Consider the following 20,769-nt stretch of genomic DNA (forward strand, 5'->3'; position numbering starts at 1 on the left):
AGCCAATTATGCCAGCTCATCGGCGAGAAACTCTGCGGCATATTTCTTTTCGACATACTGGCGGAGAACGGGGCCGGGGACCCTGCGTGGGCAATGCGTGATTATGGCGCCGACGGGTCCGGGACCGAACCGCAGTCCCTTCTAGGCCGAGTATCGGCACTCGGCGGATCTCGGGCCTTTTAACGTCTCTCGACCTGGCAGCTTTTGAGTATGCCCGTACCCACATTGTTGTGCAATGTGTACTAGAGAGAGAAGACTAGATGAAAATGGGCAGCGGTATTGTGATCGTATTGGTGATCCAGCCGCCCGTGCTGGKTGAACTTGTCCCTCCGGTGGAGAAACTGCTGGGGGCAGGTCCGGTACTTGGGCTCCCGGGGTTGCCACTCGGCGGGGRCGTCGGCGTCGGAGCGTCCACCCCGGTCGGTGTCGTCGAGGGTGGGGTGCTGGTGGGTGCCGTCGTGGGTCTGCTGGCTGGCGATGGAGCCGTGGTTGGCGGCTGTGTAGGRGTCGTGGTCGGTGGCTCCGTCGTCGGCGTGCGTGGCGCCGGGGCGGTGGATGGCGAGGACGGAGGCGATGTCGCAGGCGTCTTGACAAAAGCAGGGTCGGGACGGTGGGTGGCGGAGGGCGAGGGCTTGCTGACCTGTCGCGCGATGGGCTCCATGAGGTGTGGTTCCAAGCCTCCGGGCGATGCAGCCCGGMTGGTAAACGCTCCGGCAACCGTCGGGACGACTGTCGAGGACGTCGCGGCCGCATTGCTGGGTGCGGCCGCAGGCATGGGCGGACGTATCGCGTCCGGGGTCGGTGCCTGCGTCACCTGCCCCTGCGTCACCTGCGTGATATTCGGCTCGTCCTCCGACAGCAGCTGGGCATCGGAGGTGGGCCAGTTCATGGCCGCCGTGAGGCCGGCGACGGCGATGGCCGTCACCGCGGCGACTGCCACCGCCGACCGCCTGCGCCATCCCGCGCTGCCGCGGCCAGCATGAGTCTGCGGTGCGTCGGTGAGGTCGTTGTCGGAGTCCATGCGCATGAGCGGGAGTACACGCACGGAGTGCGTGGTGGCGGCGATGATGGTTTTCTCGGCGTCGGCGTACCTGTCACCGCTGGGTGGAGCCGTCGGTACCTTGACGAGATTGACCTTCGGTGTCTCCTTGGTGGTCTCGCCGACTTCGCTCTCAGTATCGGCTGCCGCTGCCGCTGCCGCTGCCGCTGCCCGCCGACTGGCGGCTGAGGCTGCGGCTACAGCCGCGACAGCGGCGCGATCGAAGGTGCGCGCGAGGCCGACCCGCAGACTCGCTGGCGCCGGAACCACGGCACCGGCGAGGAGCTCTTCGGGCGAGACTCCATGGGGTACCGGGATGCTGCGCGCCTGGGGCGATCCAGACCAGGCCAGAGCGCTTCCTCGAGCAAGCTCGAGTAGCCAGGACCGCAGCCGGGTGGGATCGCTCAGAGGATTTAGACGAGTGCGGGCGACGAGGGCGAACGCCGTCCCGGCCGCTGCGCGGGCCACGGTGGGATCGCCCAGAATCAGCAGGCACATCGAGAAGACATCATCGGCGTACAGATCGTAGAGATCGTCGAACGCCTGTCGGTCACCACGTCGGACACGGGCCACCAGGTCCGCGTCGTCGTCCATACTCAGCTTCTCCCCGGGGACTAGCGGCGGCCCCGGAACGGGCCGGCATCGCCCCATCGGTAGCCCGGTGAGGCAGTCCCAATGCTAGAAGTTCGTCCCCCGCAGCGGGTGAACGTCGTGAAGATTTTGTTGTCGCCGATTCGACAGTCGATAACGCTTGACTACTGATGCCGTCGCACTTTGATCCTCATCGACTACGGCTGGTTACTTTGCCTGGTAGGTCCCACGGCAGGGTGGCCATGTCCCGTCGGAGACGGGACCAATCCGCCATGGACGAATCTGCCTTCAATGAGTATAAGTCGAAATCTGTCACCAATTCGGCGGAACCGGCGTTCGGAACCGGACCGGCCATTCGCGGCCTTCCGCCGGATGGCACCATGCTTCTTGCGGGTCGGGACATAGCTCAGGATGCCGGTGGTTGTTGGGCGAGCCGGGCCTTGACGGTGCCGCTCTGTCMATCACGGGTATAGGTCACTTCCACCTCGTCGCCGATGGCGTGGGACCGGACCGYCGCGATGAGGGAGTCGACGTCGTTGACGGCACGGTTGCCGACCTTCGTGATGACGTCGCCGGTGCGAAGGCCGGCCCTTTCGGCGGGTCCACCCGGAACCATGGAGCGGATCTGTGCACCGTTGCCGCTGGAGGCGGTGGAGCGGGTGTTCTCCTCCGCGGTGGAGGCGCTGACGCCCAGGTACGGGTGCCGGGCGCTTCCCGTGGAGATCAACTGGGTGGCCACCGACTCGGCATAGTTGCCCGGAATAGCGAAACCGACGCCGATGTTGCCGGACTGCTGGCCGCCACCGAAGGGACTTCCACCACCCACGGTCGCGATCGCGCTGTTCACGCCGATGATCTCGCCGCGACTGTTGACCAGCGGACCACCGGAGTTACCGGGGTTGATCGATGCGTCGGTCTGGATTGCGTCGAGCACGGTGTTCTGCTGATCCCGCACGGTTGAATCCCCGGTGCGCACCGGGCGATGCACGGCACTGACGATGCCGGACGTGACCGTACCGTTCAGCCCGAGCGGACTGCCGACCGCTACCACCAGTTCCCCGATGTTCAGCGTGTCGGAATTGCCGAACGTGGCCGCAGTGAGACCGGTGGCATTGATTTTGATCATCGCGAGGTCCGAGCTCGGATCCGTGCCTACGACCTGCGCATCGAAGGTACGACCGTCCTGCAGGGTGACCGTCAGCGAACCGCCGTTCGCGGCACMCGAGACCACATGGTTGTTCGTCAGGATATGCCCGTCCGAACGGATGATGGTGCCGGAGCCGGTGCCCGACTCGCTGCTCGATTCCTCGGAGATTGTCACGACACTCGGCAGGATCTTCTGCGCCGCGGCCGACACGGTGTTCGCGGCTGCCGGCGACGTTCCACCGGAACTGTCCACGGTGTTGTGCAGACCGGCGGATGTGACGATGGTCTGCCCCCCGTTGTTATCGGCGACCAGCGCTCCGACACCGCCACCTACACCAGCTGAGACCAGGGCAATGGCGAGTCCGGCGGCGACGAGCCGCCGTCGGCGCCAAGGCGGCGAGGCGGCCATGGTTGTCCCGTTGCCGTAGAGGTCCTGGGCGGGTGGCGAGCCGGCGTCGCTCGGGGAACTCCACGGCGGTCCCCAGGAATGCCCTCCGGTCGGGGGTCCCGCGGGGGGGCCCGCGGGGCCGGCCGCGCCGTTCAGAGCTCTCGGGGCAGCGGGACCACTGGGTGGCGGGCCTGAAGGTGGTCCCCACGGGCCGCCGGGCGGCGCCGCCGGAGGTGGGCTTCCCGCGGAGAACGCGGCCTGCTGCTGGCTGGCCTGGGACGGCCCGGCCGGGTACGGAGAATCCGGATACGGACGAGGATCCCCATGCGGGGGATGGGGATTCGGATACTGAGGATGCTGGCCGGAGGATGGCCCCAGCGCCGGCGGTTGGCTGTACGGCGAGCCGGGCGGACGGGAAGGCGGGCCCRCCGGGAGGTCGGGTTCGGAGCTGGCGGGACCAGCCGGGTGAGCTTGGCCGGCTGGTGTCCCGGCCGCGCTGCCGATGGGCGGAGCCCAGGGGGAGGGGGAGTCATGCCCGGCGCCGGACCCCTCCCTGCCGCCGCCCCCGGGGGCGGCCTCGGCGCTACTGCTGAAGGGGAGACGCGGTGTCATGGTAGGCACTTTCCCTTGAAAGCCTGAGCGATTCCTGAATGCCGACCAACGTTCGGGTAAGCGATCCGGCGTGGAGCCGCGCCGCGCCGGGTCGGCCCGACCCGGGCCGACCCGGCCCGGCCCGGCTGGGTCAGCTGGGTCAGCCGGTGGGACGGTGTTCCGCCAGTAGATCACGAATTTCCGTGAGCAGGCGTGCCTCGTCGGTGAGTGCCGGGTCCTCCTCCGGCGGGACCTGCCCCCGCGTCCGCCGCTCGTTGATGGTGTTCAGGGGGAGTACTACCACGAAGTAGATCACTGTAGCGACTGAGAGGAATGCGATGACGCTGTTGATGAACTCGCCGTACCGAAACACGCTGCCGTTGATGGTGAAGGTGAGGGCCGAGAAGTCGGGTTTGCCGAAGATCGCGGCGATCAGCGGGGTGAAGATGGTCTTCACCAGCGACGTCACCACTGCGGTGAAGGCGGTGCCGACCATGACCGCGACCGCCAGGTCGACGACGTTCCCTCGCATCAGGAACTGCCTGAAGCCCTTCATGTGGCGTCCCCCCTGAAATATGTGCCTGATGACATGGGAGGATATCGACGCAGATCAGTGGGTGACCGGCGAGGTGCCTGGCCGATCCCTTTACGCCTTCGGGGGGCTACTGTCAACTAAGCTCGCGCAACGTCGACGCAACGCCGTGGTACACCGGTGGCACGGGTGGACGCAAGCGGAGCTCGGGATCGGAGGTCGTCTGGTGACGGACGGTGTGCGACGGACCGAGTGGGACGACGACGACCGGCAGTCTCCCTACTATCAGGGGAGCGGCAGGGGTCCCTCGATGGAGCCGTACCAACCAGCGGGGCCGGATCCGCGGCCTAGCGGCTACGGCCCTCCGACCGGGCCATATGACGCCGCGGGCCCGGTGACCGGGCCCTACCACCCGGTACCGGCGAGCCATGGCGATCCCGGCCATGGCGATCCCGGCCATGGCAGTCCACGTCAGGGCAGTTCGATACAGCCCGAGGATATCGATTCCCCGTCCACCGGCACCTCGATGCGCCGGGCGCTCGTCCCGCCCGCTCGGACCGCTCGGACCGCTCGGGCTGAGAGCCCGCGGTCCCGAGCCGTTCCTGGTTCCACTCCCACTCCCGCACCCGCACCCGGTTCCACTCCCGGGCGTCGACCACCCGGATGGGCTACCGATGGAAGGTCGGCTCCACGAGGTGGACCGGATCGGCAGAATGAGGTCGGTCTGCCGCGGGCCAGAACGGCGATGCCGACACGTCGGGCCGACGGTGCCTCCACAGGCGGTCCGCCGACCGGCGGCGCCGGGATGAGAGACGGTGGAACAGGCCCGCGGATGCCCTACGGCAGGGATGCCGGCGACGACCTCGGACTCGACCGACGCCATGCCGACCGCACCGATCCTGATCGGCCCGGTCGGCCCGGTCGGCCCGGTCGGCCCRAGGCTTACCCGCCGGGCGCGGGGCGGAGCCGGCCGAGTCCGGCGCGGTTCGGAGCCGATCAGCGGGTCGCGGCGCGTCGCTCGGGGAGCCTGGCCTCCGCCGCGGGCACAGCCGATTTCCCCGACGATGACGACGCTCGCGATTCCCGACAGGGAGATCGTGATTCCGACACCATGCCTTTCCTGCATCGGGTCGGGGTGGCCCTGGTGGTGCTGGCCGTGGCACTCGGGGTGGGCGTCGGGGCCGGTGCCGTCTGGGAAAAGGTCCGGCCCAGCGGCCGGACCGCCAATGCGGCCCCGGCGCCGACGGCAGCATCGTCCGGCGGCCCCGCAGCGGCCGCGCCCAGCCCAAGCACAGGGGCGGCTGGCGGTCAGGCAGCTGGCGGTCAGGCGGCTGCGGGCCAGATCGCGGTGCCGGCGGACTGGACCTCGTTCACCGACACTGTGCAGAAGGCCACCTTCTCCCACCCGCCCGTGTGGAAGCAGCGGCGCGACAACACCGGCATCTTCTACGGCGAGCCCGGCACCGTCTCGGAGTACGGACCGCAGATGATCGGAGTGGCCCGGGTCGCGGTGCAGGATCCGGTGGCAGCRCTCACGCAGGTCCAGTCCGCCGAGTTCAACACGGTCCCCGGTCTGACCAGGGACCATTCCGGTCCGGCGACGGACACCAGCGATCAGCCCACCCAGGAACTTGCCGGCTCGTACGACCGGGAGGGGCAGCGGGTCTCCTACCTCATGCGCACGGTGTCGGTGGCCGGTGCCGTGTACGTGCTCATCGCGCGAGTGTCGACCAACGTCCTGGCGTCGCTCAACACGCTGATGGGCGCACTGCGGTCGTCGTTCGCGCCGGCCTGATCCGTCCCCGCCGGCTGGCCGTCATGGGTCACATCCGTGGGCCGGGCCGCGCGGAACGGGCCGGAGCCAGCAGATTCCAGATCACCCTGCCCGTGGCGAAGGCGGCCGGTCCGGAGACGGCCGGCCAGCCGTGGGCCAAGGCGGGCAGCAGGAACTGCACGACCCGGGCCGAGGAGGCACAGGGGGTCTCCTTGCGCAGGGCGACGGCCGGTGACGTCACTGCGGTCGAATTCGCGGGCACACCCGGGACGGCACTCGGCATCAGGACCCGCGGGGCGGCGTTCACCGGCGCGCTTGCCGGGTTCACCGGCGCGCTTGCCGGGTTCACCGGCGCGCTTGCCGGGTGCACTGGGGGCACGGCGACGGGCGCGGCCACGTCCGCATCCGTTCCAACGCTCAGCGCGGACGGTGATGCCACCGGAGCGTGCCATGGCACGCCGGCCGAATCCGTGAGGACAGYGTCCGTAGGCCGGCTCGGGACGGGGCAGCGATCCACCGACCGGAACGGGATCATGCTCTCCTCGACCGACGTGATCGCGGTCCGTAGCACCGGCGACCAGGGGGTCCCCTGGTAGGGGATATGGCCGTCCGCCCCGCCGTGGACGTCCACGACGGTCAGTGGGGCGCCCGGATGGCAGTCCGACACCTGACGGYTGGCCGCCACGACGGCGATGCCCGCGAGTTCGTCTCCGTGTTCGCAGGCGTACCGGTAGGCCAGCATGYCACCGTTGGACAGACCGATCAGGCTGACCCTGTTCCGGTCGATCGGGTAGTGCTCGCTGAGATGCGCGATCAACGCGCGTAGCCAGCCGACGTCATCGGTATGGTTGGTCACGGCGGGTTCGCAGCAGGTTCCAGCGTTCCATGCCCTGTTGAGGCCGTCCGGGTACACGACGGCGAGGCCGGCGGTACGGGCGAGGCCGTCCAGGTCCCAGTGCTGCTCGGGATCCGTGCCGTCGTAGTACAGGCTGTGCAGCGCCACGAGCAGGGGATAGGGCTTCGGGGCGTCGGACGGGGGCAGGGTCACCCGGATGTGGGCGCCCCGTCCGGAGCGTTCGAATGCATCGGGACCCGTGGTCGGCGCGGGGGTGGCGGCCAGGACCACATGACCACGTCGGGGACCCTCCAGCACGCCGCAGCCGGACGTCGTCAGCAGAAGGGGAACCAGGAGGGCGAGGAGCCAGGCCGCGGCGACGYGGCGGCGACGGACGGCTGGCACGAGGGCCATTCTGACGCGCGTCCAGCGCCCCGGGCGTCACCGGTGTCGGTGATTGCTCTTCGTGTTCGATCTACTACGAGCGAGATCGCCTTCGGGGGCGCGGACCACATTGAGTCTGGGACGATCCGCGTCGGAAGGTACCCAGCGGCCCGATGACCGTGCCTCCGTGTTCTCCGCGGCCGTGCGGTAACGGTCGAACGCCTCCTGGGCGCGGCTTTCCAGATCGTCCACGAGAGCGAGTGACTCGCGTACCCGCCGCTCCCCGGCGGGACCGGCGGCGAGCAGGTCCGACAGACAGTTGTCCACGGCACGCCGCGCCGCCAGCCAGCCGAGGAGCAGTCGGGAGCGCTSCATATCCGAGAGCTCGTCCACCGAGATGTCCCTCCGCTCGCCACTCGTGACGTTGATGAGGTTTCCGCCGTGAGGATCGGCCACATGCGGACCGATCCGGCGGGGTCCCCTGGCTGGGTCAGGTGTCCGGGTCAGGGCGATATGCGTGGTCGAGGTCAGTGACCGACTTTTACCGTCCGTCCTCTTCCAGAGTGCCCCACCTGGGGCCCGAACGCGCCGCAGTTCGCCGAACGCACATCCACCGGTCGACGCGACCGGGACGTGGGGGACGGACCACACGTTACGTGGGTCCCCCCGGAAGCGGTCGGTCGGCGGTCGGCGGGGGCTCGTCCACCGCGGACGGTGGAGGTCGTTCGGAGGAGCCGGTTTTGGACAGTGGTCCCTCACCCGGTGGCGGGATCGGGGGTCGGGGCGAGGCGACGGCCGGCGGTGGCAGCGGCTGTTTCGGCGCGTGTGCCGAGGAGTCTGTGTGTCCCGGGGAGTCTGTGTGCCTCGGGGAGTCTGTGTGCCTCGGGGAGTCTGTGTGTCCCGGGGAGTCTGCGTGTCCCCGGGAGGTGTGTGGGCTCGGGGGACCGGTGGGACCGGCGGGACCCGGGAAGCCGTGGGGTGTGGACGGGCGGTGAGAGACCGACGATACCTGGGGCACCGTGGTGGGGCGGCGAWCGTGCCACTTCGCCCGAGCCTCGGCGGCGGTGTCCTCGACATGATCGAGGATCTCCTCCCATCGGATCTGCATGGGTCGAATGAGGCCGCCTCCCACGCCGACGACGATCACACCGGTGAGGGAGGCCAGGATCGCCCAGAGGAGCGGTGTGGTGACCGACGTCGCGAGTYCCACCTCGTCCAACGCCGCCTTGCCGAAGGCGACTACGAGCACGGTGGCCACGATGTTGCCGGCCGCCCGTCCGTACGCGAGGTCGCGTAGTGCCTCCGTGACGAAGGTCCGGACGACCCGGCCGAGGCCGACCCCGATCATGATGACCAGCGTCGCGAGCAGGGTGTGGAGCAGCAGAGCGAGTAGATCGGTCACGGTGTCCTCGGCCGCGTTCGGTCCGAAGACCCCCAGCGCGATCCGCAGCACGCCGAGCAGGCCGATGCCCATGAGCACCCRCAGCCCGCCCGCACGCACGCTCGGGGCCGGCTGGTGCAGTAGCCGCGGCAGGCCGGCGCGATCGATGATCCGATCCAGGCCGGCGCGTTCGGTCAACCGGGTGACGAGGCGCGTACCCGCCCGAACCAACAGCCAACCGAGCAGACAGATCGCGAGGAAAAGGCCAATTTTCGGGGCTGTCGCGGCGATTTGCGACCAGGCGTCGGAGAAGCCCCGATCCCACTCCACGGCAAGCGTCACCCGTACAGCACAACAGCAAACGCTGTGTAGTTGAATGATGACACGCCGCTATTTTGTGGGGGTGGTCCCGTGGTTTGCCCCGACCGCCGGGGGCCAGATATCCGGCCCCGGCACCCCCGGCACCCCCGGCACCGGGTTCCCGGCACACCGGGTCTCCCAGGGCTCGTGCGGACGGGCGAGGGCCCGTCCGGTTGAATCGGTGGATGAGCATGCAGCCCGTACACATACCACCACGGGCGGACCTGCCGACCCTGGCGGCGGCCGCCGCCGACTGCCAGGGATGCGACCTCGCACAACTGCCCGGCACCCGCACGGTCTTCGGGGTCGGCCCCGCGCATAGCTGGCTCGCCCTCGTCGGCGAGCAGCCGGGCGACATCGAGGACCGGCGGGGTGTGCCGTTCGTGGGCCCCGCCGGCAAGCTGCTCGACCGGGCCCTCGGCGAGGTGGGACTCGACCGTGCCGAGGTGTACACGACGAACGCCGTCAAGCACTTCCGGTATCGCACCGGCAACGGTCCGCGGCGGATCYATCAGACCCCGGACCTGCGGCATGTCACCGCGTGTCGTCCCTGGCTATCCGCGGAGCTCAACCTCGTTCGGCCGGCGATCGTCGTGATCCTGGGGGCTACGGCCGGCATGTCGCTGCTCGGACCGTCGTTCCGGGTGACGAAGATGCGTGGCCGGCTGCTCCCCGGGCCGGCAGGCTCCGGGGCTCAGCTGCTCGCCACGCTGCATCCCAGTGCGGTGCTACGGGCGGATCCTGCCCGCCGTGACGAGGTCTACGCCGGCTTCGTCAACGATCTGCGGATCGCCGTGGCGGCCCGTCCCACCATGGACCCGTCCGCCTCGGTGGACGCATAGTCCGTCCGGGCCCCGGCGATCCTCCACCGGGAAGGGCCTCGTTACCGATCTTCGTCTAGGTGACGATCTTCGTCTAGGCGACGATGTCGATCGGCGTGCCGAGGGGAAYGGTCTGGGCGAGTCTGGTGATCGCGTCGTTGCTCAGGCGGATGCATCCGTGGCTGACGTCCTTGCCGATGAGCTTTGGTTCGTTCGTCCCGTGCACGCCGATGACCGGCTTGTGGCCGCCGAACGAGCTGAGTGATGTCGAGAAGCCGTTGAGCCCGAAGGCATACGGCCCGTACGGACCGTTCGGATCACGCGGCTTGAGCAGCTCCATGAGATAGAAACGCCCGCCCGGCGTCGGGGTGTCGGCGGTGCCGATCCCCACCGGCTCCTCGGCGATCTGCGTCCCGTTGCTGAACACCTGGAGTCGGTGCCTGCTGCGGGAGACAACCAGCCGGTACGGCGTCTCGGACGCGGTGACCTGGTCCGCCTTCAACCATCCGGTGCTGCCGTTCGGCTGCACCGGCAGCAGTACCTGCCACCATCCCGACAGCTTGGCCTGGACGAGGAAGACCCGCTTGACGCCGTTCTCATTCGGACTGGCCAGAGTGGAGGAGGGTTGGGTGTCGGTCGGGGCGCTGTAGACGTCGACGCTGGCACCCACGGCCGTGACCACGGTGCTCTTTCCCTGGCCGAGTCCGGCGGCGGCGGCGAGCTGGTTGCGCACCTGCGGGGAGAGATCGGTGGATGCGTTCCTGGCGCCGTCGCCGCAGCCGGTCAGCACGACGCCACCCAGGATGGCCGCGAGGGCGCCCGCGGCCATCCTGGGACCAGGTCCGGAGCTCATCGCGTGTAGTGCGGATCGGCCGGGACGGCGCTTGTGGCGGCGGGCACCGCGACGGGTAGCGGAGCGGGCGGTGCGAGCGGCGGCGGGGCCGATCCGCCCGTGCAGTTGGAGACACCGACCGTCGGCACGGTCACGAGCAGAACCTTGGTCTTGGCGTCCCAGGGGGAGCCGATTACCGCGAGTGCCTTCGAGGGGAGGTCAACGGTCTGCTTCGGCCCGATGTCCAGAATCCCGCCGTGCAGGCTGGTGTCGAACCAGCCGAATCCAAAGGCCTTGTCCGCGGTGTTCTTCAGTTTCCAGGAGGGGACGGAGCCGTCGCAGGTGAAGGTGAGGAACAACGGGTTGACGTCCATGTCGTCGATGCTGTTGATCTGCTTGTCCAGCGGGACCTTGAAGGGCAGCAGGTCGAGGAAACCATCGAGTGTCGGCTTGCCGGTGCCGTTGGTCGGGGTCGCGGAGGACGCCGCGCTCGCCGTCGCGTCCAGAATCAGAGCCGCGGCGTCGGTGGGCGTGGCGCTCGGCGTGGCGCTCGGATCGAGGCTCGCAGTGGCGGTCGGGCCGGCCGACCCGGTCGGCTTGCCCGCCGAGTCCAGGCCGRCCAACGGCCCTGTCTTCGGGGTCGCCGTCGGGGTGTCGGAGACGAGGGGGGACGGACTCGACTGGGTGACGGCGGCCGTGGCCGTCGCGATGGCGGTGGGCGACGGTTCCGGAGTTTCGGCGAGCGCCGGGGAGGCCAGTGCGATGGTCGCCATGCCGAGAACGCCGGCCACCGCGGCACGCATTCTGGTGATACGCATAAATCCGTCTCCTCGACGTGTGCCGAGCACGTTGATTGCGGGCAGGAGCGATTGCAGCCAAGAAGGTAGCAACGCGCCGTTCGTCCCCGGCGGGCCGGGTCCGGCGTAGCGGAACTGTTGGGTCGAAGAGGGACGGAGGACGGGCGCGACCCCTTTGTCGATCATGGAGTTCTCGACACTTCATGTTCGACAGGGAAGGGGAATGGGCCCGGGACGCCCGCACCGGGCGGCGTTGGAAAGAGCTGCCGAAGCCTGGATCCAGGCTCACTGGCGGCCCTCGACGCCGCCCCACACCGCCCGACATGGCGGGCGGGCCGGGTACGGCGCGTGCTCACGGTAGATGGAACGACGATGCGCCCCCAGCACGGCAGYCGCCACGTGCACCTGCCCGAAGGCCTCGCCCACGCCTGCGGCGTGCTCCTGACACAGGTCGACGTCGACGAGAAGACCAACGAAAATCCCTTTGTTCTCCGCGGTTTAGGCCAGATTCCTGACCTGACCGGCGTCCTGATCACTGCTTTCCCGGCCCCGCCCTCACACGCCCAGGCGGCAGGATCAAACGGCCACCAGCTCAACACACTGGAGCCCGGGGAACCGTGCCCGCAGAGCCTGGCAGATCTGCTCCGGCCTCCACCGTATGGCGAGGTGGTCCTGGATGAGGTCCCGCAGCTACGAGTTACGGATGATCTTGCTGGTGTCCGAGAAACGGGCCGCACCTCAGTTCACTCGCGTCAGCATTTCGTTGTCCGGTGCCGTGGACCAGTAGCACGGGAACGAGAACAGTAGTCACAGCTACAACGGAGAGCGCCCAGAAGGCAGGGTCTTCTCGATGCGAGGACGGGGCCCAGCCAGAGCCACCGGAGCCGGCACCTGTGGATTTGTGTACGCGCCCTCAGCCAAAGTTCTCCCAAGATCGGCGAGACTTCAAGGGGCGAGGCGTTCGACGACCCAGAGATCTTCGGCCGCGGTCGGGACGCCGCCGCCCGCATCGCCGCCGCCCGCATCGCCGACCCGGACACCGGTGGCGTCCGGGTCGGCGACGGCGAGGGAGTCCGTGCCGCCGCCGTCGGCCGGTACCGACACCCGCCGGTACCGCAGCCGGTCGTGCAGCCGGTCCGCGCGGCCCTGCCAGAACTCCACGGTGTCCGGCACGATGCGTAGCCCACCCCAGAACTCCGGTGTCGGCACCCGGGTGCCCTCGGGCCAACGGGCCGCGAGCTCGGCGGCGCGGTCGTCGAGCACCGTACGGGACTCGATGATCGTCGACTGGTGGCTGGCCCAGGCGCCGAGCTGCGAACCATGCGGACGCGACTGGAAGTAGCGTTCCGTCTCGGCCCGGCTCACGCGCTCGATCGATCCGATGACGACGACTTGGCGCTCGAGGGCGTACCAGGGGAAGACCAGCGAGCCGAAGGGGTTCTCGGTGGCCTCACGGCCCTTGCGCGAGGCGTAGTTCGTGTAGATCACGAAGCCCCGCTGGTCGAACCCCTTGAGCAGCACGGTCCTGGCACTGGGCCGCCCAGYGGCGGATGCCGTCGCGAACACGGCCGCGTTGGCCTCCGGAACGCCTACCCCGGGGGTGGCCGCGTCGATGAACCAGGCGGCGAACTGTTCGACCCAGGTCGGCGCGAGATGCTCCGGCTCCAGACGACCGGCGCGGTAGCCCTGGCGGAGCAGGGCGGGATCGGGGACGTCCAGATCGGGGACGTCCGGGTCCGGACCGCCCACCGGCGGCTCGTCGGCAGCGGAGGCTGGGGCCACGCCCCGATCCTGCCAGGCAGGCCGCGCACCCCAGCGGGACGGTCCCGAGAGTGATCCCGCCGGGCCAGGGTCCGTCGTCCCGGTCAGGAGAGCTCGGCCAGGATCTCGCGGACGCCGAGGTCCCAGCGAACCGTGAGGTCGGTGCACCGTCGGCCGGCCAGCCGATATGGCGCGTCGCCGCCCGACGACCCCGACAACAATGCTGGTAGCAGGGTGATACCGCGAGCGGCGAGATCATCGGCCAGCGCGGGCAGCCATTCCTGGACGATCCACGGCGTGTGGATTCCCAACGTTGAGTATCCGAGCACGAGAAAGTCGGCGACGGCGAGCGTCTCATTCATGAACATGGACACGGTGTCGCCGATGCGTATCTCCCAACGGTCCAGGTGCACCGCGTGCCCCGCCGCGCCGATCGCCCGGCCCAACCGTTCGGCGGGTGCGATGTCCGYTGCGCGATGACTGATGAAGACGAACGCCATGATCCTCCCGTCGTGTTCGCGCTGCGTGACTGCCGCCGGTCAGGCGTTCCAGGCACGAGGCCCGACCGTAGCGCGGAATGATCTCAGTTGACCAAACTTTCCATTCACGACTTTCGGCATATTCGTATAAATAGTAATATGATAGATAAAACTGCTGTGACTTACGTCATATTTTATGGGTTTCGCGTTGCCCGGTGCGTCGGTCTGTGCGCGGTCGGCCCCAGATAAGGGTTGGATGGAGCATCGCGGGGCACCTGCGCCCTGGCGCGCTGGGAGGCCTCACGGCAGGATCGGACGGAGCAGCACCGACGAAGCAGGCAGCACCGACGAAGCAGCACCGACGAAGCAGGACGCGGACGGGCCGCCGGCGGGACCATAGAGACAGAACCGGTGGGACCAAGAGACAGAAGCGGAGATCCGGACTCGATGGCCGAGAAAACAAGCGATTTCAAGCCCGGTCTGGAAGGTGTGATCGCCTTCGAGACGGAGATCGCCGAGCCGGACAGGGAAGGTAGCGCGCTGCGTTACCGCGGCGTCGACATCGAAGACCTTGTTGGCAAGGTCGACTACGGCCACGTCTGGGGGCTGCTGGTCGACGGGGCGTTCGAGCCCGGACTGCCGCCGGCCGAGCCCTTTCCGGTCCCGGTGCACTCCGGTGACATCCGGGTGGACGTGCAGAGCGCGCTCGCGATGCTCGCGCCCTACTGGGGCCTGGGCCAGCTGATCGACATCACCCCGGAGCAGGCACGGGACGATCTTGCCCGGGCATCGGTCGTGGCGTTGTCGTTCGTCGCCCAGTCCGCGCGGGGCCTTGGTCAGCCGGCGGTGCCGCAGAAGGAGGTTGACCGGGCCCGGACGATAACCGAGCGGTTCATGATCCGTTGGCGTGGTGAACCGGATCCCAGGCACGTCCAGGCCGTGGACGCCTACTGGGTCTCGGCCGCCGAGCACGGCATGAACGCCTCGACGTTCACCGCCCGGGTGGTCGCCTCGACCGGCGCGGACGCCTCGGCGGCGCTGTCGGCTGCCGTCGGTGCGCTGTCCGGTCCGCTGCACGGCGGTGCTCCGTCCCGGGTGCTCGCGATGCTCGACGAGGTCGAGCGCACCGGCGACCCCCTCGGCTACGTCCGCCGCGCCCTGGACCGCAAGGAGCGCCTGATGGGCTTCGGGCACCGGGTGTACCGCGCCGAGGACCCGCGGGCCCGGGTGCTGCGCCGGACCGCTCGTGACCTGGGCTCGACCCGCTACGAGGTGGCGGAGGCGCTGGAGGCCGCCGCGATCGAGGAGCTGACCAATCGGTTCCCGGATCGCCCGCTGCGGACCAACGTCGAGTTCTGGTCGGCGGTGGTGCTGGACTTCGCCGAGGTGCCGGCCCATATGTTCACGTCCATGTTCACCTGTGCCCGCACCGCCGGCTGGAGTGCCCACATCCTGGAACAACAACGCACCGGGCGGCTGATCYGCCCGTCCGCGCGGTACGTGGGCCCCGCTCCGCGCCCGCTCGGTGACGTTCTGCCGGGGGTCAGCCGTGGCTGACGCTCCCGCGATCGTGCTGCCCGACCGGCTGCGTCCCCGGGACGGCCGGTTCGGCTGTGGYCCGTCGAAGATCCGTCCCGAGGCGGTCGAGGCCCTCGCCACGAGCGGGGCGACCTACCTCGGCACCTCACACCGGCAGAAGCCGGTCAAGAGCCTGGTCGGCCGGGTGCGGGCAGGCCTGTCCGAGCTGTTCTCCCTGCCCGAGGGCTACGAGGTCGTGCTCGGGATCGGCGGCGCCACCGCCTTCTGGGACGCGGCAGCCTTCAACCTCGTCCGGACCCGCTCCCAGCACCTCGTCTTCGGCGAGTTCGGGGGCAAGTTCGCCGACACGACGAAGGGCGCGCCGTTCCTGGCCGCGCCGTCGGTGATCTCCTCGCCGCCCGGTACGCATCCGGACTGGGCGCCGRAGGCGGGCATCGACGTCTACGCCACTCCGCACAACGAGACCTCGACCGGTGTCGCCCGTCCGGTCCGCCGGCCGGTGGGTGCGGACGACGGCGCCCTGCACCTGGTCGACGCCACCTCGGGGGCCGGCGGGCTGYCGGTCGACGTGCGCGAGGTGGACGTCTACTACTTCGCGCCGCAGAAGAGCTTTGCCTCCGACGGCGGCCTGTGGGCGGCGCTCGTGTCCCCGGCGGCGATCGACCGGCTCGCCGAGATCGCCGCGACGGACCGGTGGATCCCGCCGTTCCTCGATCTCACCACGGCCCGGGACAACAGCTCCAAGGACCAGACCTACAACACCCCGGCAGTCGCGACGCTGTTCCTGTTCGCCGACCAGATCGAGTGGATGCTCGCCCAGGGCGGGCTGGACTGGTGCGTGCGGAGGACCGCGGAATCGTCGTCCATCCTCTACACCTGGGCCGAGAAGACCTCCTACGCGACACCGTTCGTCGCCGACCCGGCCGCGCGTTCACAGGTCGTCGTGACGGTCGACTTCGAGGGGGTGGACGCCGCCGCCGTGGCCAAGGTGCTGCGCGCCAACGGTGTCGTCGACGTCGAGCCCTACCGCAAGCTCGGCCGCAACCAGCTGCGGGTGGCCTGCTTCCCGGCGGTCGAGCCGGCCGACGTCGAGGCGCTCACCACGAGCATCGACTACGTGGTCGAGCACCTGTAGGTGGTCGAGCACCTGTAGGCGCCGGGAACCGGCGGGAGCCGCCGGCCAACCACAAGGGCCGGGGCCGCGGGAGACGCCGCGGCCCCGGTGGGGCCGCATCCGGTCAGCGCAGCGGGCGCTCCGGTGCCRCCTGGGCCGCCTGGGCCGCGATCGGGTCGATCCCGCTGTCCCCGACCCCGCTACGGTCGTCTATCGGGACATACGACCGCTGGTCGTAGCCGATGTACAGCTGGCGCGGTCGGGCGATCTTCTGCTCGGGGTCGAGTAGACCCTCCTCCCACTGCGCCAGCCATCCCGGCATCCGGCCGATGGCGAACARCACCGGGAACATCTCTACCGGGAAGCCCATCGCCTGGTAGATGATGCCGGTGTAGAAGTCGACGTTTGGGTAGAGCTTGCGCGCGACGAAGTACTCGTCCTCCAGCGCGATCCGCTCCAGCTCCATGGCCAGGTCGAGGAACGGGTTCGTGCCGGTGACCTTGAAGACCTCGTCGGCGACCTGACGGATCACCCGGGCCCGCGGGTCGTAGTTCTTGTAGACCCGGTGGCCGAAGCCCATCAGCTTCTTCTTGCCGTCCTTCACCTGGGCGATGAAGGCGGGGATGTTCTCGACCGACCCGATCTCCGAGAGCATCCGCAGCACCTGCTCGTTGGCGCCACCGTGCAGCGGACCGTAGAGCGCGGAGATCGCGGCGGCGGCCGCCGAGAACGGGTCCGCCTGCGAGCTGCCGACCGCGCGCATCGCGTTGGCCGAGCAGTTCTGCTCGTGGTCGGCGTGCAGGATGAACAGCACGTCGAGGGCGTGCTCCAGGTTGGGGTCCGGCTCGTACTTGAGCTCGGTGGCCTTCCACATCATGTTGAGGAAGTTGCCGGCGTAGGACAGGTCGTTGTCCGGGTAGACGTACGGGAAACCGACCGAGTGCCGGYAGGAGAACGCCGCCAATGTCGTGATCTTGGCGATCAGGCGGACGATCTGCAGCCGGCGCAGCCCCGGGTCGTCGATCGTCTTGGCGTCCGGGTAGAAGGTCGACAGCGCACCTACCGTGGAGACCAGCATRCCCATCGGGTGCGCGTCGTGGTGGAAGCCGTCGATGAACTTCTTGATCGACTCATGGACCAGGGTGTGATGGGTGATCTCGTCTTCCCAGGTCGACAGCTCCTCGGCGGAGGGAAGCTCGCCGGCGAGGAGCAGGTAGGCGACCTCGAGGAAGCTGCTCTTCTCCGCCAGCTCCTGGATCGGATAGCCGCGGTAGCGCAGGATGCCGGCGTCACCGTCGATGTAGGTGATCGCACTCCTACAGCTCGCCGTGTTCGTGAAGGCGGGGTCGTACGTCATCAGCCCGAAGTCGTCGTCGCTCGTTTTGATCGAGCGAAACGCACTCGCACGTACCGCGCCGTCCGTAACCGGTATCTCATACGTTTTTCCGGTGCGGTTGTCGGTGACGGTCAGTGTGCTGACCTGCTCGGACACGCCGGGCTCCTCTMGCTGTGGCGGTGCCGCAATGACGGCACTAGCCCAAGTCGGGGCGCGCGTCCGGGTACGGAGCGCTCACGCCGGTTCGCTGGCTCACATGGTTGTTCCCAAGTTTGGCCGTTCGTGCCTGCACATGCCCGTGATCGGTGAGCTCCGTCCCACGTGTGCTACACCACCCCCGGTGGGACAGAGTCTCCCGTGGCTGCGCTCGGGGTTGGAATCACGCTTCGATGGTCACCGCGGCTCGCCCAACCGGGTGGACCGCTCCTCGCAGAGCGAGGAGCGGTCCTCGCCGCCGGCCTCGCCGCCGGTGGCTCGGAGCCAGGCGAGCACGGCCAGCACCCGACGGTTGTCGTCCGCGGAGGCCGGCATCCGCAGCTTTGTGAAGACGTTGGCTACGTGGTTCTCGACGGTCTTCGGCGCCAGATGGAGTTTGGCGCCGATGCCCTGGTTCGATCGTCCCTCGGCCATGTGCCGGAGCACGGCCCGCTCCCTGGCGGTGAGGCGTTCCAGTTCGTCGGCCCGCCGGCGATGGGCCAACAGGCCGGCGATGACTTCCTCGTCGACGACGAGCCGGCCGCTGACCACCCTGCGTAACGCGTCGTGCAGCGCGGTGATGTCGTCCACCCGGTCCTTGAGCAGATATCCGATGCCGCCGCCCCCGTCGCCCAGCAGCCGCAGCGCGTACGGCGTCTCGGCGTACGTGGACAGCACCAGGATGCCCATCGCGGGATGGGCCGCACGTATCGTCTCGGCCGCTATCAGCCCCTCGTCGGTGAACGTCGGAGGCATCCGGATGTCCAGGATGACGGCGTCGGGCCGGTTGCCGGCGAGCTGGTCGATGATCTCGTCCGCAGTCCCGGCCTGCGCGACGACCTCGACTCCCGCGGCGGCCAGCAGCATGGCCAGCCCCTCGCGGAACAGGGCCGAGTCGTCCGCGACGGCTACCCGCACGGGATGCTCGCAGTCAGCCGGGTGCCGCCGCCGGACGGGCTGACGATGCTCAGGTCGCCGCCGAGCGCACGTACCCGATCCGTGAGACCCGCGAGCCCGCCACCCTCGACCACGACGGCACCGCCCTTACCGTCATCGGTGACTTCGATCAGGATGYCGCCGTCCACGCACCGGACCGTCACCCGGACCTGGGCCGCCCCGGCGTGTTTGACCGTGTTCGTCAGCGCCTCGCAGATCGTGTAGTAGGCGCCGGCCTCCAGGATCGGCTCGAACCGGACGGTCGGGATGTCGAACTCGACCTTGACGGGGAGGGGCTCGATCACCACCTCCAGGGCTGGGCGCAGCCCACCCTGACTCAGCATGGCCGGGTGGATTCCCCGGGCCAGACTGCGCAGGTCCTGGAGAGCATGATGCAGATCCTCGCGAGCGGCTTCGATGGCAGAGATCGTATCGGGGTCGGAGGTCTTTGTCCGGGCGAGTCCCAGTCTGGTGGCGAGGGCCAGCAGCCGTTGCTGGACGCCGTCGTGCAGATCGCGCTCGAGGCGGCGCCGTTCGATCAGGCCGGCCTCCACGATGCGGGCCCGGGAGGCGCGTACGGCGTCCAACTGCGCGGCCACGGCGGCGTGCAGCCGGGCGTTCTCCAGCGCCATGGCGCTGGCCTGCAGGGCGACCGTGACCAGGTCGCGGTTGCGCTCCTGGGCGGCGGTGGCGGAGATCAGCGCCAGTGGCGCGCCCGACGAGGTCGTCACCGGCACGAGCAGCCGGCCGGCTCCGGGGCGGGGCGGGGTGGCCGTGGCGCCGTCGGCGTCGACGTGCCGCCGCTCCTGCGGCATCCATAGGAAGAGCTCGGCGGAGTCGTCGTGCAGAGCCGTACGCAGGATGTCCCGTACGGCCGGGACCGTCGGTGGCATCGGCAGCGTCGCCAGGATCTGGGCGATGCGGGCGCGGGCGAGCTGGCGGCGTACGCCTGCCGCGGCGAAGGCCAGGGGGATGGTCAGCAGCGCGAGCGCGATGAGGATGAAGGCCGGYGGGACGTAGGCTCCGCTGGGGTTGCAGACGARGATGTTGACCGTGGCGGCGAGGGTGAACGCGACCAGCAGCGCGATGGCGACCGGTCCGAAGATCCGGCGGTCGAGCGCGGAGTAGCGGCGCAGCCGCACGCGGACGACCCAAAAAAAGGCCGCGGCCAGCACGAGGGTCAGGCTGTCGAGGACCCAGATGATCTCCTCGAAGGCATCCCGGTCGATCGGCGAGCCATACCACCAGACATTTCGGGAATATCCGAACCAGGTCGGGTCGGAGATGCCGACCAGTCCCAGGTTTGCCACCGGGATGAGGAGGACGGCGCTCGCCAGCAGGGCGCGCTCGCGGTTGCTCTGCAGTCGCCCGACCGGATATCGCAGCGCGCCCCAGCCGAGACAGACCCAGAAATGCGTGTAGGCGAACGTGGAGATGAAAGCCGACGGACCCTCGTCCCACGCCACGGTCCAGGTCAGTGCCCACAGCAGACCACTGAAGATCATGGCTCCGGTGGCGCTGCCCAACGCGTCCTCACCGTTCAGCAGCACTCCGGTGAGGACGAAGGTGAGCGCCACCGAGACGTTGATGCCCGCCGTCACCGGGTTGTCGGAGRATGCCGGCCACTGGCAGGCGACCGTTCCGGCCGTGGTGGCCACACCCCCGATGCCGAAGCACCATGAGCGGTGGCGGGCGGCGCAGGCGGCCAGCCGGCGGGGTACACGCGGATGAGGCACCTCAATCCACCGTATGTAGCCGGAATCTCACCGAACAAGCGTCGCACATGGCGACCGGGGGTTTCGAGGGTTCCCCCCTAATCTCCCGGCGGCAACCCCCCGAAGAACTCTGGAGCTGCCCCCGAAGCCAGCGGTGGCATCGAAGGTGGAGGCTGGGAGAAACGGGTCGGTGTCCCTCGGGGACCGGGCCTTCGGGGCCGGG

The 20,769-nt window shown here is 69.1% G+C and carries 16 protein-coding genes; 4 read left to right on the top strand and 12 right to left on the bottom strand.

The window, feature by feature from the left end:
• Positions 1–2,036: 2,036 nt before the first annotated feature.
• Positions 2,037–3,776 (bottom strand): trypsin-like peptidase domain-containing protein, encoded by a 1,740-nt coding sequence (locus Manayef4_RS11865; protein ID WP_070131631.1) that lies wholly within the window; start codon positions 3,774–3,776, stop codon positions 2,037–2,039.
• A gap of 139 nt (positions 3,777–3,915) precedes the next feature.
• On the bottom strand, positions 3,916–4,311 hold the full coding sequence (mscL, locus tag Manayef4_RS11870; protein WP_011434546.1) for a large conductance mechanosensitive channel protein MscL: 396 nt from the start codon (positions 4,309–4,311) through the stop codon (positions 3,916–3,918).
• A gap of 1,087 nt (positions 4,312–5,398) precedes the next feature.
• Here mscL and Manayef4_RS24190 point away from each other — a divergent pair.
• Positions 5,399–6,082, top strand: coding sequence for a hypothetical protein (locus Manayef4_RS24190; protein WP_083494738.1), 684 nt, complete (start codon positions 5,399–5,401; stop codon positions 6,080–6,082).
• Positions 6,083–6,110: 28 nt separating this feature from the next.
• On the opposite strand, the gene Manayef4_RS11880 is transcribed toward Manayef4_RS24190, so the two are convergent.
• The 3 genes from Manayef4_RS11880 to Manayef4_RS11890 form a co-directional block, all read right to left on the bottom strand.
• Entirely contained in the window at positions 6,111–7,310 is a 1,200-nt protein-coding gene (locus tag Manayef4_RS11880; RefSeq protein WP_070131632.1) for a PHB depolymerase family esterase, read from the bottom strand.
• Between the two features lie 27 nt (positions 7,311–7,337).
• Positions 7,338–7,736 (bottom strand): hypothetical protein, encoded by a 399-nt coding sequence (locus Manayef4_RS11885; RefSeq protein ID WP_254665607.1) that lies wholly within the window; start codon positions 7,734–7,736, stop codon positions 7,338–7,340.
• A gap of 196 nt (positions 7,737–7,932) precedes the next feature.
• Positions 7,933–9,003 (bottom strand): hypothetical protein, encoded by a 1,071-nt coding sequence (locus Manayef4_RS11890; protein ID WP_254665608.1) that lies wholly within the window; start codon positions 9,001–9,003, stop codon positions 7,933–7,935.
• Between the two features lie 209 nt (positions 9,004–9,212).
• On the opposite strand from Manayef4_RS11890, the gene Manayef4_RS11895 reads away from it, so the two are divergent.
• Positions 9,213–9,863: a UdgX family uracil-DNA binding protein gene (locus tag Manayef4_RS11895; protein WP_070131634.1), complete on the top strand. Its 651-nt coding sequence runs from the start codon at positions 9,213–9,215 to the stop codon at positions 9,861–9,863.
• Between the two features lie 73 nt (positions 9,864–9,936).
• On the opposite strand, the gene Manayef4_RS11900 is transcribed toward Manayef4_RS11895, so the two are convergent.
• From Manayef4_RS11900 to Manayef4_RS11915, 4 genes are all read right to left on the bottom strand, one after another.
• Positions 9,937–10,671 (bottom strand): L,D-transpeptidase, encoded by a 735-nt coding sequence (locus Manayef4_RS11900; protein WP_175443370.1) that lies wholly within the window; start codon positions 10,669–10,671, stop codon positions 9,937–9,939.
• A 20-nt stretch (positions 10,672–10,691) separates the two neighbouring features.
• The gene (locus Manayef4_RS11905; protein WP_070131636.1) at positions 10,692–11,492 is read right to left on the bottom strand and encodes a hypothetical protein; all 801 of its coding nucleotides are present in this window, start codon (positions 11,490–11,492) and stop codon (positions 10,692–10,694) included.
• Positions 11,493–12,416: 924 nt separating this feature from the next.
• Positions 12,417–13,220, bottom strand: coding sequence for a pyridoxamine 5'-phosphate oxidase (gene pdxH / locus Manayef4_RS11910; RefSeq protein ID WP_070131667.1), 804 nt, complete (start codon positions 13,218–13,220; stop codon positions 12,417–12,419).
• Between the two features lie 116 nt (positions 13,221–13,336).
• Complete coding sequence (locus Manayef4_RS11915) at positions 13,337–13,732, bottom strand: toll/interleukin-1 receptor domain-containing protein (protein ID WP_070131637.1); 396 nt, start codon at positions 13,730–13,732, stop codon at positions 13,337–13,339.
• A 426-nt stretch (positions 13,733–14,158) separates the two neighbouring features.
• Between Manayef4_RS11915 and Manayef4_RS11920 the strand changes: the two genes are divergently transcribed.
• Together Manayef4_RS11920 and serC are read left to right on the top strand one after the other, a co-directional pair.
• Entirely contained in the window at positions 14,159–15,268 is a 1,110-nt protein-coding gene (locus tag Manayef4_RS11920) for a citrate synthase 2 (RefSeq protein WP_070131638.1), read from the top strand.
• On the top strand, positions 15,261–16,385 hold the full coding sequence (gene serC / locus Manayef4_RS11925; protein ID WP_070131639.1) for a phosphoserine transaminase: 1,125 nt from the start codon (positions 15,261–15,263) through the stop codon (positions 16,383–16,385). The genes Manayef4_RS11920 and serC overlap by 8 nt, the downstream gene beginning before the upstream one ends.
• 103 nt (positions 16,386–16,488) lie before the next feature.
• On the opposite strand, the gene Manayef4_RS11930 is transcribed toward serC, so the two are convergent.
• From Manayef4_RS11930 to Manayef4_RS11940, 3 genes are all read right to left on the bottom strand, one after another.
• Positions 16,489–17,856 (bottom strand): citrate synthase, encoded by a 1,368-nt coding sequence (locus Manayef4_RS11930; protein WP_070131640.1) that lies wholly within the window; start codon positions 17,854–17,856, stop codon positions 16,489–16,491.
• Positions 17,857–18,093: 237 nt separating this feature from the next.
• Positions 18,094–18,813, bottom strand: coding sequence for a response regulator transcription factor (locus Manayef4_RS11935; protein WP_011434560.1), 720 nt, complete (start codon positions 18,811–18,813; stop codon positions 18,094–18,096).
• Positions 18,804–20,567: a histidine kinase gene (locus Manayef4_RS11940; protein ID WP_070131641.1), complete on the bottom strand. Its 1,764-nt coding sequence runs from the start codon at positions 20,565–20,567 to the stop codon at positions 18,804–18,806. The genes Manayef4_RS11935 and Manayef4_RS11940 overlap by 10 nt, the downstream gene beginning before the upstream one ends.
• Positions 20,568–20,769 lie beyond the last annotated feature (202 nt).

This window comes from Frankia sp. CgMI4 (genome assembly GCF_001756285.1).
GTDB lineage: Bacteria > Actinomycetota > Actinomycetes > Frankiales > Frankiaceae > Frankia > Frankia casuarinae.

Coding starts and splice junctions, on each gene's coding strand:
- mscL (WP_011434546.1), bottom strand. CDS start 4,311: ATGAAGGGCTTCAGGCAGTTCCTGATGCGAGGGAACGTCGTCGACCTG.